Raw genomic sequence first — 15,471 nt, 5'->3', positions numbered from 1 at the left:
CAGGCTGCAGTACACCTCAACCGACCGAAAGGACAAGGACATGAACAGACTCAGATTGCTGACGGGAATGGTTACATTGCTTTTTACCGCAACAGTTGCGATGGCGGATATCACCATCGGCGTCAACCTCTCGACCACGGGGCCTGCCGCCTCCCTGGGGATTCCCGAGAAGAACGCCCTCGCTTTCGCTCCCAAGACCATTGCCGGCCAGAATGTGAAGCTGGTTGTCTATGATGATGCATCCGACACTACTACGGCGGTGCAGAACACCAAGCGTCTGGTTTCGGAGAACAAGGTCGACCTGATCATCGGGTCGTCGACCACCCCCTGCTCCCTGGCGATGGTCGATGTCGCTGCCGGGGCGAAAACCCCCATGCTTTCCGTAGCCTCGGCGAGCGCGATCGTCGCTCCGGTGGATGCGAAACGGAAATGGGCTTTCAAGGTGTCGGCCAACGACGATATTTACGCTGCAGCCATGGTTGCCCACATGGTCAAGAAAGGGGTGAAGAGCGTCGGCGTTATCGCGGTTGACGACCCCTACGGCGAATCCAATACCCAGGAATACGTCAAGCTTGCCAAAAAGTACGGCATCAAGACCCAGTCGATCGAGAAGTTCAAGAAGACCGATACGAGCGTTACCGCCCAGGTCCTGAAGCTGATGAGCGGCAAGCCCGATGCCATGTTCATCGTCGCCGTCGGCACCCCGGCAGCACTCCCCCACACCGCCCTGGTCGAGCGCGGCTACAAGGGGAAGATCTATCAGACCGGCGGCGCGGCGAACGCCGATTTCCTCCGGGTGGGTGGCAAGGCACTGGAAGGGTCTTTCCTGCCGGCGTCCCCCGTGCTGGTGGCGGAACAGCTTCCCAACGGCTACCCCACCAAGGCTGAGGCCCTCAAGTTCGCCAAGGCGTACGAAGGAAAGTACGGCCCCCGCTCGACCTTCGCATCGCACATCTGGGATGCGCTGAAAATCGTCGAAGCCGCCGTGCCGAAGGCCCTGAAAAAGGCGAAGCCGGGTACTCCCGAATTCCGCCAGGCGCTGCGCGATGCCATCGAAACGACCAAAGGGTACAACGGGGCGTACGCGGTATTCAACATGTCCCCGACCGATCATTCGGGAGTGGATCAGCGCGGCATGTCGGTCATCAAGATTGAAAACGGGAAATGGAAGCTGGAGGACCATGCCAAATTTTAGCCGGTTTTTCCTCCGGAAACTCCGGAGGAGGCTCCGATCGGTTTCCGCCCGGCATACTCCTTTCCGGGCGGAAACTGCCATTGAGGGAACAGCAGGAAGTTGTGATTTCATGCATTGCACATGTGGCGAAGAACAGTGTGGAGCAACCAAACGAAGAAGGGGGAAAACATGAAAAAATGGACGGCAGCACTCAGTATGTTCGCAGTCATTACTTCGGCAACGGCGGCCATGGCAGACATCACCATCGGGGTTACCATCGCGACGACGGGGCCGGCGGCCTCTCTCGGCATACCCGAGAAGAACGGCCTCGAATTTGCTCCCAAGACCATTGCGGGGCAAAAGGTCAAGTTCGTGGTCTATGACGATGCCTCGGATACCACCACGGCGGTGCAGAACACCAAACGGCTCATCTCCGAGAGCAACGTCGACCTGATCATCGGCCCGAGTACGACGCCGAACGCCCTCGCCATGGTCGACCTGGCAACGGAAGCCAAGACCCCCATGATTTCCCTCGCTTCGGGAAAACCGATCGTGGTCCCCATCGAGAAACGGAAGTGGATATTCAAGATGACGGCCAACGATGAGATCGCCGTAGGGGCCATGGTCAATCACATGGTCAAGTCGGGGGTGAAGACGGTGGCCGCGATCGCGACGGACGATCCCTATGGCGAGGCCAAGATCAAGCCGTTCAACGAGCTGACGGCAAAGCACGGCATCAAGGTGCTCATGATCGAGAAATTCAAGAAGACCGACACGAGTGCCACGGCCCAGATCCTGAAGATCATGAGCGCCAAGCCCGATGCGGTATTCGTCGTCGCGGCGGGAACTCCCTCGGCAATGCCCCATACGGCTCTGTTCGAGCGCGGCTACAAGGGGAAGGTCTACCAGTCCGACGGAGCGGCTAACTCCGATTTCCTCAGGGTCGGCGGCAAGGCTCTGGAAGGTGGCCTGGTGTCCGCATCACCCGTCCTGGTAGCCGAGCAGCTGCCGAAAGGGTACCCCAACCGTGAAGAGGCCCTCAAGTTCGCCAAGGCGTACGAAAGTAAATTCGGCCCCCGTTCCACCTTCGGATCCCACATGTGGGACGCGCTGAAACTCGTCGAGACCGCCGTGCCGAAGGCGCTGAAAAAAGGGAAGCCGGGTACGGTCGAATTCCGCGAGGCACTGCGGGATGCGATAGAAACAGCCCATGTCAAGGGAGCGTATGCGGTGTTCAACTTTTCACCGACCGACCACTCGGGGGTTGATGTGACCGGTATCGCCATGCTGAAGATTGTGAATGGAAAGTGGAAGCTCGAAGACTACGCTAAATTCAAATAGTTCTGAACAGGGGGGCGGACAGTCCGTCCGTCCCCCGGCAGTTCCCTGCACATGACGGAGACACCGATGAAATTCAAAGACATCTTGGTTCATCTCGACAGCTCACCCCAGTCGATGAACAGGCTCGATCTGGCAATCAGGATTGCAAAGGAGCACGGTGCCCGCCTGACGGGGTTGTACGTGGTGGTTCACCAGCAGTACAAGCCGGAAAAGGAGTATCTGGCCCAGAGGATTGCGGACATTGAAAAGACGTTCCTGGAGAAAACCGCCGGTGAAGGGGTGGAGTCCTGCTGGATCTGTGCCGACTGGCCTGTCGTCGGCCTCAGCGTGGTGGAAGTGGTAAATTACTACGCCCATTCCAGGGACCTCGTCATCGTCGGGCAGGCAACCCGGGACCAGACCAAGAGCAGTGTGCCGCTCGATCTTGCCGAGCGGGTCATCCTGGGTGCCGGGCGACCGGTTCTCGTCGTACCGTACGCGGGTAGTTTTACCTCCGTCGGCGGACGGGTGATCGTGGCCTGGCGGCCGGGACGGGCGTCGGCCCGGGCGGTCAACGATGCCATGCCGTTTCTTGCGGCTGCCCGGGAGGTATGCCTGCTCGAAATCCGGCCCCCCGACGGGCAGGGGGTGGTGGACGGCTTCACACCCAAGGCGGACATCGTAGGGAATCTGCGGTGCCACGGCATCAAGGTGACGGAAGAGCACCTGGTTACCGGAAATATCACGGTTGCCAACATCCTGATGAACTATGCCTGGGAAAACGGCTGCGACCTCATCGTCATGGGAGCTTCCACGTCGGGCAAGGGTGCAGCGTCCCTGGGTGCGGTGGCGAACCAGATGCTTGAACTCATGACGATCCCCGTTCTCATGGCCCATTGACTAGACAGCACAGGACGGGGACATATGTCCCGATGGTGCGAGCAGCAGCACTATCGGTAGCGAAAAAATGAAAGGGGTCAGCTTTGTTAGCTGACCCCTTTCATTATGTAATTGCATTTAATCGTCTCACGTGGTACGTAAAACACATAAAAATTTGAAGCGATTTTTGAGACGAATCCATGGATACCTACATCTGGCAACTGGACAACTGGCCCCAACTGACTTGGGACACCGACAGGCTCCTGGCCCCGTTGGGAGAATGCCGCCTGCTGCAGGGCAAGCTGCTGGGCAGGATCGGCGAGCTGGGGATGCAGCTGGATGCTCAGGCCCAGGCCGAAATCCTCGTGGAGGAGACTATCAAGACCTCGGCCATCGAGGGGGAACAGCTGGATGTGCGTTCCGTACGTTCATCGGTCGCCCGTCGGCTCGGCCTTCCCTCGGCGGGCCTGCCGGTGGACCGGAGGATCGACGACCTGGTTTCCGTGCTGCTGGACGCAACTCAGCATTTTGATAGACCACTTACCCAGGAGCGTCTGTGGGGATGGCAGGCGGCCTTATTCCCTTCCGGTTATTCCGGCATGCACAAAATCAAAGTCGGTGGCTGGCGTGACAGCGACGAACCGATGCGGGTCGTCTCCGGTCCCATCGGCCGGGAGAAGATCCATTTTGAAGCCCCTCCCGCCGGCAGGCTCGATGCAGAAATGGGACGTTTCCTGTCCTGGTGGGATGATAGTCTCGGCAAGGTCGAGGGGCTGGTGCGGGCGGCGCTGGTGCATGTGTGGTTCGTGACGATCCATCCGTTCGACGACGGTAATGGCCGTATAGCCCGCGCCTTGACCGATATGGCACTGGCCCAGGATGACAGGCAGCGGGTACGTTACTACAGCCTGTCAACCCAGATCATGGCCGAGCGTGAAGGGTATTACGAGATATTAGAGAAGACACAAAACGGCTCTGGCGATGTCACTGATTGGCTGGTCTGGTTCCTGGGGTGCTTTGCCAGGGCGATCGGGAAGTCGGAAGACATAATGAACGGCGTGTTCTCCAAATCGGAGTTCTGGCGGCACCACGCCCAGGATCAATTGACCGAACGGCAGAAGAAGGTTATCAATCGTTTGTTGGATGCTGGGGCAGAAGGTTTTGAAGGTGGGATGACCACGCAGAAGTATGCGTCCATGACCCATTGCAGTCGGGCCACGGCGTTTAGGGAGCTGGATCAGTTGTTGGAATTGGGGATTGTGAAGAGGGTCGGGCAGGGACGAGCGGCGAGGTATGAAATTGGATTAAAAAGGTGAGGAAGGCGCTTCCACGTAAGGAGTGATTACTTTACTATTGCCTGGGCTGTGTAAAAATGCTTCACGAGTTGATGACAGAGTATAAGTCGAAAGAGTAAGAAATGAACCGTGCGTATTATTCCGATCCAATAGCAATATTTTTGAGCCGATCGACAGAGGAAGTTATCGGTATTCTTAACTGTGCAAGTGAGTTCCCAGTTCTGCAGACTCAGCAACAGGCGTGGCATTACCAGATACAACTTCTGAAGTCCATTCTTGGTTCCTACAACGGTAAGATCTACTTCGAATATGCTATCCCTCGCATGGGGAGGCGCATTGACGTTTTGCTGTTGCTTGGTTCTGCAATTTTTGTTCTTGAGTTCAAAGTAGGTGAACAAGAGTACAGCGCGTACGGGGTCGATCAGGTCTGGGATTATGCCCTTGACCTCAAAAACTTCCATGAAACGACTCATAAGCAATTTGTTGTCCCGGTCCTCATTGCCACGGATGCAAATAATTCATTCATTGCAGCCACCCTTACCGGATGGCCCTTGATGAAACCTTATCTTCTGTGTCGGTCCTGTCAATTCAAGAAGCCCTGTACGTCACCCGTCCCACTCTTGCCACGGGAACAACGGTGATTGTCTCCACCATTCAGGCGTTCCGGGTAGATGCAACTGAAGGACGCAAGGTGTATGAACCTTCCGGCGCACTCATGGACCATTTCAGCGGGGTAGACCCTGCCTTGCTGGATACCTTGGATAAGTACGAAGACGGAAAGCCAGTGCAATCACTTGCAAACCTGCTCCGGCTTCACCGCCCCATTGTGATAGTAGACGAAGCACACAACGCCCGGACAACCCTTTCCTTTGAAACCCTGGCCCGGTTCAACCCTTCATGCATTATCGAGTTCACCGCCACGCCTGACACGGAAAACAGCCCTAGCAACGTGCTTCATTCCGTATCAGCGGCGGAACTGAAAGCGGATAACATGATTAAGCTACCTATCCGCCTTGAAACCCGCCCCAACTGGAAGGAGCTTGTAGGGGACGCAATCACCCTCCGCAAGAACCTAGAAGCCTTGGCAATAGCGGAGAAACGAGCAACGGGTGAGTATATCCGCCCCATCATACTTTTACAGGCCCAACCCAAGAGCCAGACACATGACACGTTGACTGTTGAAGTGGTTGAACAGTGTCTACCCATATAACACTCGCTATGAAGGAAGTTACCCCTTCCAGAAGCACTACTATAAGGAAGTAGGGAATCTGAAGGATACCGGGGAAGAGTTCGACTGTGCAAAGTTCCTTGACACCCTGCCTGAAGTGAAGTTTTGGGTAAGGAACATTGAACGCCGGGAACGTCATTCCTTCTGGCTTCAGACAACCACTGACAGGTTCTACCCGGACTTTGTTTGTATGCTCAATGACGGGCGGTTTCTGGTTGTCGAGTACAAAGGGGAAAACCTTTGGACTAACGATGATTCCAAGGAGAAGCGAACCCTTGGGGAGTTGTGGGAGAAGCGAAGCGGCGGAACCTGCCTGTTTATCATGCCGAAAGGGAAGGATTTGGAAGCTATAGTGGGGAAGATATGTAATCCCATCTAAAGTGGGGATAATACAGTTGAATGGGGGTATGCAATGTCATTGAAGTTTTTTATGATTACACTCTGTATGCTGTTCTTGCCTTGCTTTGCATTTGCTGATGACTCTAACTTATCGCGTGAACGCGAATTTCAAGAAGGGCTTAAACGTGCTGTAGATTCTGCTAATGCATCAAAAAAACGTCAAGCCCATTTTGAATCACTTCCTGCTGCTGAACAAGAACGGTTAGGGGAGGGATTCTTTTGGGCATGACTTCATCCTCCTTTTAGGTATACGAGGTTCAGGTTTGGTATATCTATGGTGAATTTATATACCAAAAACCTTTGGATTTAAGTATACCAACCCGGATGAAGGTGGACAACAGAAAAAGAAAAAGCCCCTATTTCTAGGGGCTTTCTGTACCACGTCGGTCTGTGGTGGACTATCTTATGGTGCCCAGGGACGGAATCGAACCGCCGACACGAGGATTTTCAGTTTTTTGCTCCAAAGTTAATGTATAATAAAATTAGCAAGTTGCATGATGTTTTTTTGACCGGTATAGTCAATAGATCCATTCGTGTTACCTGTCCGCAAGTGCCCGTCTGATGCCGGTTAGTGTCGGTATGTAGCGCGGCCGTTCCAGTTCATTTCCTGAGTAGGGTAGATTCCTTTCTTTTCCGGGGTAAATTCACTTCCGTAGACAGAATCAGTTGCGGAGGAATTTCTTCAGCTCCGATAATTCTCACCAGTTCATCCATGCTTTCGGCAATCCGGGAAAGTTTCCTGGTGGACACGCTTTCAAGTCCTCGCACCAAAAGTCCTTGGGGCACTTCAGGTGCCAAGACCAACAGTTCCTGTCCTTGTTCAGTCAGCGCGATTTCCACGACCCGCCGGTCTTCCTGGGAACGGGTACGAGAAACCAAATTCCTTTTCTCCAACCGATCGATAAGCCCGACAACAGTGGCCGGGTGAAGGTACATACGTCGTGCTAGTTCGGAAGGTTTTATCGGTGCGGCTTCGGCGATCACCTTTATTGCCCACAGTTGAGGACCCGTCAGTCCTGTTTCCCGTTCTGCACGCTTGGAATGCTCGTTAACCACTTGAAAAAAACGTCGTATGTTGTCAATGATTTCCGCCACAACTTCTGGGGTAGTTGCCATAACATTCCCTTCATCTGCATGATCGAAACTGCCTTACATGTCAATCACGATAAAACTGCCTAGTTGTTTTTTAGCACAAAACGACTGCAAAGCCTATTGGAAAGGCATTTCTATGTGTCTTGTTTAGTGCCTGTGTGCTTAGAGTGCCAAGAACATGCAGTAATTGTTGGGCAACTCAATTTGGTAAGCGTATTGTTGAGGGGGGTGTAAAAATATCTTTTTAAAACAGCCGGTTGTGGCTTAAATAAAAAAACAAAAATTATGGTTGCATGACAAATAAAAAGTTGTTATATTTTGCTGTAACAAATAATATTGTTAACGCTACTATTGTTGATAGCAAAGCAATTAGCCGGCGAGATATAAAAACGGGTTACCATGAACAGGAAGCTACTCATCAGCACAATTTTTATCGCAGCGTTCTTCCTGCTCTTCCTGGGGATGCGCAATCCTTGCCTGTCGGGCGGAAGCTCCCCCAAGCAGCGCCCGCGTGCAGTTATCGAAAACATCACACAAAAGTCACTTGATGTAGTAAAGTGGTCGAACGCTGAAGCTGCTGAACCCCCAAGGTTTTTCTATCTTGCTCCAGTTCAATACATAACGCTGTTAGCACCTACCTTAAAGCCCTCCTCACCGACTTTCATATCAACCGAAAGCCTGGCCGCTCGCGCACCACCCCATTCATGCATCTGATTTCCTGATTATCCGTACTTCTCGTAATTCTTTAGGAGGCTCAAAGCGGCAGTTTTATATCGCTGCTATCGAGAGTTGTCCACCGTTGCAGCGGCAATGGCTCAATACATCATGTGTCGCCGCTTTGCATTCTGGGTCGATAATAAAAGGCTGTTTGTGCGTATTCGTTTATCTCTACGATCTCGTGCTCAATGCCTATCCCCATGCTCCAACATTTCAAAGAAGCGAGGGAGATAAAAATATGGTGAAAAAAAACATTCAAGATTATTCCGTACGAACCGTGGAAAATGTATTTGACATACTGGAGCTGATAACAATTGAAGATATGACGCAGGTAACGATACCGCGTCTCTGCTCCGTATTGAATATCAGTAAGAACAAAGCGTTTCGACTCATGGTAACGCTCGAAAAACTGGGAATTGTGGAAAGGTATCCCGGAAGCGGCAATTATGGGCTTGGCGTCTGCGCCGTTGGACTTTCCCAGAAAATATTGCATTCCTCCAACATTATTGCCCATGCGCATCCGGTTATCGAAGAACTGGCAAGAAAGCATGATGAAGCGGTGTACATGACGGTCCTGAAGGATGACGAGGTGACGTTCCTGGACATGGTTGATTGCGAGCAGAAAGTCAAGGCTGCTCCACTGATCGGCAAGCGTTTTCCGTACTTCAGCAATGCTGCCGGCAAGGTCATCAGAGCCCTGGAAACGAAGGAACTGAATAAAGTGTTTAAAAGAACAGTGCGGAAACAGGACCTTTGTAATTTGGATCTGTTGGAGAACGAACTGGCTGACATCAGACAAAAAGGAGTCGCTGTCGATTGCGATGGTCTGGGAGACGGTATCATCAGCGTTGCTGTGGCAGTCAGAGATTACGCTGGCAAGGTCGTTGGTGCCATAACGATTCTTGGCCCATCATTCAGGATGTTGGCAGAGCGACTTGAAAATGAAATTATTCCCTCATTACGTGAGGGGGCGGAGATGCTTTCCGGAAGGTTCGGTTACGCAAAATGATCGAGTGAAGCGAGTTTACCTGTTCGGCGGGGGAAAGGGGGAGCACGAACTGTACATTGATTCCCATATTAATCGATGTTGATAGCTGGAAGAATTCACAACGAAAGGAGTAACTCCCATGGCAGACAAGCAGTATGACTGGGCGGCGATAGCCAGAAATCCCAAGTTTGTCGAGCTGCACCACAAGAAATCAGCATTTCTGTTTGGCTGGTGGATATTCTCCACCGTGTACTATTTCCTCCTCCCCATCGGGGCAGCTTATGCCCCCGGCCTGTTCAAGGTCAAGGTCATCGGCGTCATCAATATAGGGTATGTATTTGCCCTCTCCCAGTTCTTCGTTTCCTGGGGGCTGGCACACTATTATGCCCATGTGGCCAACAAGGATTTCGACCGTCTCACCCGTGAGCTGGTGGACGAACTCAAGTAAAGGAGGCTCAGAGAATGAAAAAATTAATTGCAGCGTTTACCCTGACCCTTTCCCTGGGCGCACTTGCTTACGCGGCTGAGCCGGCAAAAGTCCCGGACGCCGCCTCTGCAAGCGCATCAGCTCCGGTCGCCACTACACCTGCTGTAGCGACGCCGGTCCAACAGACGGTTACACAGGCCGCTGCCCCAGTCGCTCCGGTGAAAAAGGAGATCAAGGCCAACAAGACCATCACCATAGGCATGTTTCTGGTCATAGTTGGCATTACCATGTGCGTTGTCGTCTGGGCTGCAAAGAAGACAAAGACAGCCGCTGATTTCTACGCAGCGGGTGGCGGGATCACCGGTACCCAGAACGGCTGGGCCATTGCCGGCGACTACATGTCGGCCGCCTCGTTCCTGGGTATCTCCGGGATGATTTCCCTCTACGGGTATGACGGCTTCATGTACTCGGTGGGGTGGCTGGTTGCCTATATCACCGTGCTCCTGATCGTGGCCGAGCCGTGCCGAAATGCCGGCAAGTATACCCTTGGGGATATCCTCTCCTTCCGGACCGAGCCGAAAAAAGTACGTGCAGTTGCCGCCCTCTCCACGGTTGCCGTTACCACCTTCTACCTCACCGCGCAGATGGTTGGTGCAGGCAAGCTGATGGCTCTGCTGGTCGGTATCCCCTACAAGGCTTCCATCATCGGCGTCGGCATCCTGATGGTCGGCTACGTCGTCTTCGGCGGCATGACCGCCACCACCTGGGTTCAGATCATCAAGGCCGGCCTCCTCATGTCCGGCGCCTGCCTGCTGTCGGTGCTGGTTATGGCCAAGTCCAACTTCAATCTTATTGGCTTCTTCTCCGACATCGTCAACAACCCCAGCATCCAGGACCATGTGTCCAAAATGGTGTTGAGGGACGGCGTCACCCTTGCCGGTGCCGATGCCGGGCAGCGCTTCCTGGAGCCGGCCCTCTTCATGAAGGCACCCCTTGACCAGATTTCCCTCGGTATGGCCCTGGTGCTTGGCACCGCCGGCATGCCCCACATCCTCATGCGTTTCTTCACGGTTCCCACCGCACAGGCGGCCCGCAAATCAGTCATCATTGCCATGTGGATCATCGGTATGTTCTACGTTCTCACTACGTTGCTCGGCTTCGGCGCCGCCATCCATGTTACCCCGCAGGGTATCTCCGGTGTGGACAAAGGTGGCAACATGGCAACCCTACTCCTGGCCCAGCAACTGGGTGCTGACATCGCTCCGATCGTCGGCGACATCTTCCTCGCCTTCCTCTGCTCCGTTGCCTTCGCGACGATCCTGGCGGTCGTCTCCGGCCTGGTTCTGGCGGCTTCCGCGGCCATCGCCCACGACATCTACGTCAACGTCATCAAGGACGGTCATGCCGACCAGCATGAGCAGGTCATGGCGGCACGTATCACGTCACTGTGCGTCGGAGCTGTCGGCATAATCATCGGCATAACCGCCGAGAAACAGAACGTCGCCCACCTTGTCGCGCTTGCCTTCGCCGTCGCAGCTTCCGGCAACCTGCCAGTCGTGGTCATGTCGCTGTTCTGGCGCAAATTCAACACTGCCGGGGTCATCGCTGGTTTAGTGGTCGGCACTATCGCTGCAATTGGTCTGGTTATGGTATCCCCTAACATGACGTACCCCAAGACTGTTGCTGCCGGAGCCCAGAAAGTGATCACCGCCTTGGAGACCAAGCAGGCCGCCCTGCCTCCGGGTGCCACTCTTGACGAAAAAGATCTGAAGGCACTGGACAAGGCCAAGGTTGATTACGAGAAAAACAAGGACGGCACGTCCATCATGGGGCTTGATAAACCGTTCCTCAAGCTGAAGAACCCGGGCATCTTCTCCATCCCGCTGGGGTTCCTTGCAGCCATCATTGCCACTCTGGCCTTCCCAAGCCGTCGTTCGGAAGATATGTTCGACGAGATTTATGTCCGCCAGAATACCGGCATCGGCATGGCCAAGGCTATTGATCACTGATTTCTCCGCCAAAGAGATTGTTATGCGATGGGGGGCATTGCCCCCCCTTTTTTTGCAGAAGGTTATCAGTGGTTATTTTTAAATAGATGATTGATTTAACTGTTCTTAATTCTTGCGGGTGAAGATGAACACAACTGAACACCTGCTATACTTTGCATAAGCAAATTATGGGTATCTGCAAGGGTACGATTCAAAGGAGTTTGTTTATGGCAAATTCTCTCGACCTCGGCCTAATAGGCAACTGTCAGATAGGCGCACTGATTGATGCTACCTCTGAAATTGTCTGGTGTTGCTTGCCGCGTTTCGATGGCAATCCCGTTTTCTGTTCTCTGCTCAGCAATAGTGCTGCGGCAGACCGGATAGGTTTTTGCTCTGTGGAAATGATAGAACAGATAGGGGCCGAACAGACCTATCTTGCAAACTCGGCAGTGCTTGTCACACGGCTCACTGATGCCCAAGGTGGGGTTGTTGAGATCACCGATTTCGCTCCGCGCTTCCGGCAGTATGGTCGGATGTTTACGCCGACGATGCTGATCAGAACGGTTCATCGCCTGCAGGGGAGTCCCCGCATCCAGCTTCATATCCGCCCCTCCCATGATTATGGCCGGGGACTGTGCGATATCACCTACGGCAGTCACCACATCCGTTACGTATCGCCCAATGGGGTAATGCGGCTCAGCACGGACGCGTCCATTACCTCCATTATCCAGGAGATTCCTTTCTTTCTTGAAGATCGAATAACGCTTATCTTCGGTCCCGACGAGACGATTCCGGGAGGCATTCAGGAACTGGCCCAGAGGTTCCAAGCTGAAACGCTTTCCTACTGGCACGAATGGGTGCGTGACTTGGGGATCCCCTTTGAGTGGCAGGACGAAGTCATTCGCGCTGCGATTACCCTCAAACTTAATACCTTTGATGATACGGGGGCCATCATTGCCGCCATGACCACTTCAATCCCCGAAGCACCCGATTCCGGACGAAATTGGGATTATCGCTATTGCTGGATTCGTGATTCCTATTTCGTAGTCAACGCGTTGAATCGTCTGGGCGCTACCAGAACCATGGAACACTACCTGAGTTACCTGATCAACGTTGTCGCAGCTGCTCCCGGGACGCAGATTCAACCGGTATACGGCATAGACGGCCGGGCGCGACTCGAGGAGAATGAAATCAGTACTCTCCCAGGATACCGTGGTATGGGACCGGTCAGGGTTGGCAACCAGGCATATGAACAGATTCAGCATGACGTGTACGGTTCGGCAATCCTCGCGGTAACCCATGTCTTTTTCGACCAGCGTCTGGTGAATCGTGGCGATACGGCCCTGTTCCATCGTCTTGAACCGCTCGGAGAAACCGCAATCCAGGTTCACGATCAGCCGGATGCCGGATTGTGGGAGTTACGTGGTACCAAGAGAGTGCACACCTTTTCCAGCATCATGTGCTGGGCGGCATGCGACCGGCTGGCAAAAATCGCCACTAAACTCGATTTGGCCGAACGTGCTACCTACTGGTGCACACAGGCTGAACGAATTCATGCAACTATCTGCGAACGTGCCTGGAACGAACGTAAGAAGGCATTCGTTGCATCGTTCGAAGGAGATACCATGGATGCAAGCCTTCTGCTGATGCACGATGTGGGGTTTCTTGCAGCGGAAGACCCCCGCTTTGCAGGAACCGTCGTCGCAATCGAGAGAGAGCTGCGTCATGGTGATTTCATTTTCAGGTATGTGGAGGAGGATGATTTCGGTGCACCCGAAAACGCTTTCATTGTCTGTACCTACTGGTACATATACGCCCTGGTGGCACTCGGCCGCAGTGATGAAGCCCGGCAGCTGTTTGAAAATCTGCTGGTGCGTCATAACCAACATGGATTGATGGCCGAACATCTGGATGTCCGCACCGGCGAGCAGTGGGGCAATTTTGTCCAGACTTACAGTATGGTGGGACTCATAAACTCTGCCATCCGTCTCAGCAAGCGATGGGACCATGCCTTTTAAAAAATGCGGGAAAGCCTATCTCGCAAAGAAAGGATGCCTTAGACCGGAGGTGCACGATGAAACCATTTCACGTGAGCGATTGTACTCTTTTGACCAATATGAGTGGTTTGCCGGTTGCCGTCAATTTACGGGAACTGCGTGACCGGATTGCAATATGCAGTGCTGACGTTCTCTATCACCATTTCTGTGAAACACCCCTGGTCCCCTTTTTCGACAATCCTGACTACCGCAATGATTTTGCCGTCTGGGCCAAACTCCATCTCAATGACCGGGTGCTGGCGGAGCGTCTCGGGATCATTGATCCTTACCTTTTTGCCGATATCGAAATTCTCCGTTCTCAGGTGCTTGACATTATTGATGAGCGCTTGAGTGAGGTTCAAGTCGTACCCACCGCACTCTCCGGTTCCGAATTCTATTTCCTGGAAGCAACGACCGTCGTTTTTGATACCGGTAACGTAATTGAACATCCGACCGGTCTTAGGAATGCCATCCTCAACATGACCAACAGCAGCATCTATTTCCATTTTCTGGAGGCGAAACGCCGACCTCCCGTTTGCATTGACGATTTCTCCGCTTGGCTTGCCGACTGGGGGAGCGATTTTGAACCCTATATTCAGGCGCTGCGGTCCATTGATTTAATGTTCCTTTCTCTTGCCGAACTCAAGAACGAACTGACAACCGTTGTGGCCATGCAGGGAGAGTAATTATGGGACGCAAACTTGAGGCCTATGAAGGGATTGTGGGAACGGCAGTCATCCGGCAACTCCGGCAACTCGGCGACAAACTCGCCGGAAAACGGGTGGTACACGTCAACTCAACCCGTGAAGGGGGCGGTGTGGCAGAAATCCTTGCCTGGATGGTTCCCCTCATGGAAGACCTGGGACTGGATGCACGTTGGGAAGTGATTACCGGGTCCGGAGACTTTTTCAGCGTAACGAAATCCATCCATAACGGCCTGCAAGGCTTTCCGCTCACCATTTCCTCCGCAGGCTGGCAGACCTACCAGGATGTCAATGCTGTGAACTTCGAGCGGATGCGTCCTTTACTGGAGGATGCCGACGTGGTCATCATCCATGACCCCCAGCCCGCACCTCTGCTCAATCTCTGCAGCGACAGGAAAGGGAAATGGATCTGGCGCGGCCACATCGATATCAGTCACCCGTTCCGCCCGACATGGAAAGCACTGAAAAACTTTATTGTGGGATATGACGCCAGCATCTTTTCCATGTGCCAGTTTGCGAAAACACTTCCCCATCAACAGTTTCTGATTGCCCCGAGTATTGATCCACTTAGTGACAAAAACTGTGATCTGGACATCCATGAACTGGAAGAGGTGCGGGCCAGGTTCGGACTCGATCCGACCCGGCCCTTGGTCGTCCAGATATCCCGTTTCGACCGGTTCAAGGACCCAATCGGCGTTATTGAAGCCTATCGGCTGGTTCGTAGGGTCATCCCGGTCCAGTTGGTTCTGGCCGGTGGCGGAGCTACAGATGATCCGGAAGGAAAAGCCATGCTGAACGACGTACTTGAAGCAGCTGCCGGTGATCCTGATATCCATGTGCTGCTTCTCCCCCCCGATGCCCATCGTACCATCAACGCATTGCAACGGCTGGCCGATGTCGTGATACAGAAATCGACCCGGGAAGGTTTCGGTTTGACGGTCACAGAGGGGCTCTGGAAAGGGAAACCGGTCATCGGCGGTGATGTGGGAGGGATACGCAGCCAGGTCGTTAACTACCATACCGGTTTTCTGGTGAACACCCCGGAAGGTGCAGCCCATCGAATACGGTTCCTTCTTCATCATGCCGAACTGCGGAACAACATGGGAATGAAGGCGCAGGAATACGTGCGGGAGCATTTTCTGCTCACCAGGCATCTCAGGGAGTACCTGACTCTCTTTCATCAGCTTCTCAGTAAACGTGAAGAGAAGATGTTCTATGTTTGAA

Annotated in this window: 14 protein-coding genes; 13 read left to right on the top strand and 1 reads right to left on the bottom strand. The window is 53.5% G+C overall.

Annotated elements, in window-relative coordinates; translation table 11 throughout:
* Nucleotides 1-40: 40 nt before the first annotated feature.
* The 7 genes from KI810_RS10310 to KI810_RS10280 all read left to right on the top strand — a co-directional run bounded on the left by KI810_RS10310 (nt 41) and on the right by KI810_RS10280 (nt 6,524).
* Nucleotides 41-1,195 (top strand): ABC transporter substrate-binding protein, encoded by a 1,155-nt coding sequence (locus KI810_RS10310; protein ID WP_214175448.1) that lies wholly within the window; start codon nt 41-43, stop codon nt 1,193-1,195.
* A gap of 168 nt (nt 1,196-1,363) precedes the next feature.
* Entirely contained in the window at nt 1,364-2,515 is a 1,152-nt protein-coding gene (locus tag KI810_RS10305; RefSeq protein ID WP_214175447.1) for an ABC transporter substrate-binding protein, read from the top strand.
* Nucleotides 2,516-2,581: 66 nt separating this feature from the next.
* Nucleotides 2,582-3,394, top strand: a complete 813-nt coding sequence (locus tag KI810_RS10300; protein ID WP_214175446.1) for a universal stress protein — start codon at nt 2,582-2,584, stop codon at nt 3,392-3,394.
* Between the two features lie 179 nt (nt 3,395-3,573).
* Nucleotides 3,574-4,689, top strand: a complete 1,116-nt coding sequence (locus KI810_RS10295; RefSeq protein ID WP_214175445.1) for a Fic family protein — start codon at nt 3,574-3,576, stop codon at nt 4,687-4,689.
* Between the two features lie 523 nt (nt 4,690-5,212).
* Entirely contained in the window at nt 5,213-5,878 is a 666-nt protein-coding gene (locus tag KI810_RS10290) for a DEAD/DEAH box helicase family protein (RefSeq protein WP_214175444.1), read from the top strand.
* Entirely contained in the window at nt 5,847-6,275 is a 429-nt protein-coding gene (locus KI810_RS10285; RefSeq protein ID WP_214175443.1) for a hypothetical protein, read from the top strand. Before KI810_RS10290 ends, KI810_RS10285 begins: the two co-directional genes overlap by 32 nt.
* A 33-nt stretch (nt 6,276-6,308) precedes the next feature.
* The gene (locus KI810_RS10280) at nt 6,309-6,524 is read left to right on the top strand and encodes a hypothetical protein (protein ID WP_214175442.1); all 216 of its coding nucleotides are present in this window, start codon (nt 6,309-6,311) and stop codon (nt 6,522-6,524) included.
* A gap of 371 nt (nt 6,525-6,895) precedes the next feature.
* On the opposite strand, the gene KI810_RS10275 is transcribed toward KI810_RS10280, so the two are convergent.
* Nucleotides 6,896-7,411 carry a MarR family winged helix-turn-helix transcriptional regulator gene (locus KI810_RS10275; RefSeq protein WP_214175441.1) on the bottom strand — a complete coding sequence of 172 codons (516 nt, stop codon included), beginning with the start codon at nt 7,409-7,411 and terminating at the stop codon, nt 6,896-6,898.
* 931 nt (nt 7,412-8,342) lie between these two features.
* Here KI810_RS10275 and KI810_RS10270 point away from each other — a divergent pair.
* The 6 genes from KI810_RS10270 to KI810_RS10245 all read left to right on the top strand — a co-directional run bounded on the left by KI810_RS10270 (nt 8,343) and on the right by KI810_RS10245 (nt 15,470).
* Entirely contained in the window at nt 8,343-9,113 is a 771-nt protein-coding gene (locus KI810_RS10270) for an IclR family transcriptional regulator (RefSeq protein WP_214175440.1), read from the top strand.
* A 118-nt stretch (nt 9,114-9,231) separates the two neighbouring features.
* A complete protein-coding gene (locus KI810_RS10265) occupies nt 9,232-9,540 on the top strand; it encodes a DUF485 domain-containing protein (RefSeq protein ID WP_214175439.1) in 309 nt (102 codons plus the stop codon).
* A gap of 14 nt (nt 9,541-9,554) precedes the next feature.
* A complete protein-coding gene (locus tag KI810_RS10260) occupies nt 9,555-11,528 on the top strand; it encodes a solute symporter family protein (protein ID WP_214175438.1) in 1,974 nt (657 codons plus the stop codon).
* Nucleotides 11,529-11,734: 206 nt separating this feature from the next.
* The gene (locus KI810_RS10255) at nt 11,735-13,525 is read left to right on the top strand and encodes a glycoside hydrolase family 15 protein (RefSeq protein ID WP_214175437.1); all 1,791 of its coding nucleotides are present in this window, start codon (nt 11,735-11,737) and stop codon (nt 13,523-13,525) included.
* 56 nt (nt 13,526-13,581) lie between these two features.
* A complete protein-coding gene (locus KI810_RS10250; RefSeq protein WP_214175436.1) occupies nt 13,582-14,229 on the top strand; it encodes a DUF5752 family protein in 648 nt (215 codons plus the stop codon).
* A gap of 2 nt (nt 14,230-14,231) precedes the next feature.
* Entirely contained in the window at nt 14,232-15,470 is a 1,239-nt protein-coding gene (locus KI810_RS10245) for a glycosyltransferase (protein WP_214175435.1), read from the top strand.
* Nucleotide 15,471 lies beyond the last annotated feature (1 nt).

Origin of the sequence: Geomobilimonas luticola (assembly GCF_018476905.1) — a bacterium.
GTDB lineage: Bacteria > Desulfobacterota > Desulfuromonadia > Geobacterales > Geobacteraceae > Geomobilimonas > Geomobilimonas luticola.
Note: the sequence above shows the minus strand (reverse complement) of the source record. Positions and strands in the feature narration are given on the sequence as shown.

Coding starts and splice junctions, on each gene's coding strand:
- KI810_RS10245 (WP_214175435.1), top strand. CDS start 14,232: ATGGGACGCAAACTTGAGGCCTATGAAGGGATTGTGGGAACGGCAGTC.
- KI810_RS10295 (WP_214175445.1), top strand. CDS start 3,574: ATGGATACCTACATCTGGCAACTGGACAACTGGCCCCAACTGACTTGG.
- KI810_RS10270 (WP_214175440.1), top strand. CDS start 8,343: ATGGTGAAAAAAAACATTCAAGATTATTCCGTACGAACCGTGGAAAAT.
- KI810_RS10290 (WP_214175444.1), top strand. CDS start 5,213: ATGGCCCTTGATGAAACCTTATCTTCTGTGTCGGTCCTGTCAATTCAA.
- KI810_RS10310 (WP_214175448.1), top strand. CDS start 41: ATGAACAGACTCAGATTGCTGACGGGAATGGTTACATTGCTTTTTACC.
- KI810_RS10275 (WP_214175441.1), bottom strand. CDS start 7,411: ATGGCAACTACCCCAGAAGTTGTGGCGGAAATCATTGACAACATACGA.
- KI810_RS10300 (WP_214175446.1), top strand. CDS start 2,582: ATGAAATTCAAAGACATCTTGGTTCATCTCGACAGCTCACCCCAGTCG.
- KI810_RS10255 (WP_214175437.1), top strand. CDS start 11,735: ATGGCAAATTCTCTCGACCTCGGCCTAATAGGCAACTGTCAGATAGGC.
- KI810_RS10260 (WP_214175438.1), top strand. CDS start 9,555: ATGAAAAAATTAATTGCAGCGTTTACCCTGACCCTTTCCCTGGGCGCA.
- KI810_RS10280 (WP_214175442.1), top strand. CDS start 6,309: ATGTCATTGAAGTTTTTTATGATTACACTCTGTATGCTGTTCTTGCCT.
- KI810_RS10250 (WP_214175436.1), top strand. CDS start 13,582: ATGAAACCATTTCACGTGAGCGATTGTACTCTTTTGACCAATATGAGT.
- KI810_RS10265 (WP_214175439.1), top strand. CDS start 9,232: ATGGCAGACAAGCAGTATGACTGGGCGGCGATAGCCAGAAATCCCAAG.
- KI810_RS10305 (WP_214175447.1), top strand. CDS start 1,364: ATGAAAAAATGGACGGCAGCACTCAGTATGTTCGCAGTCATTACTTCG.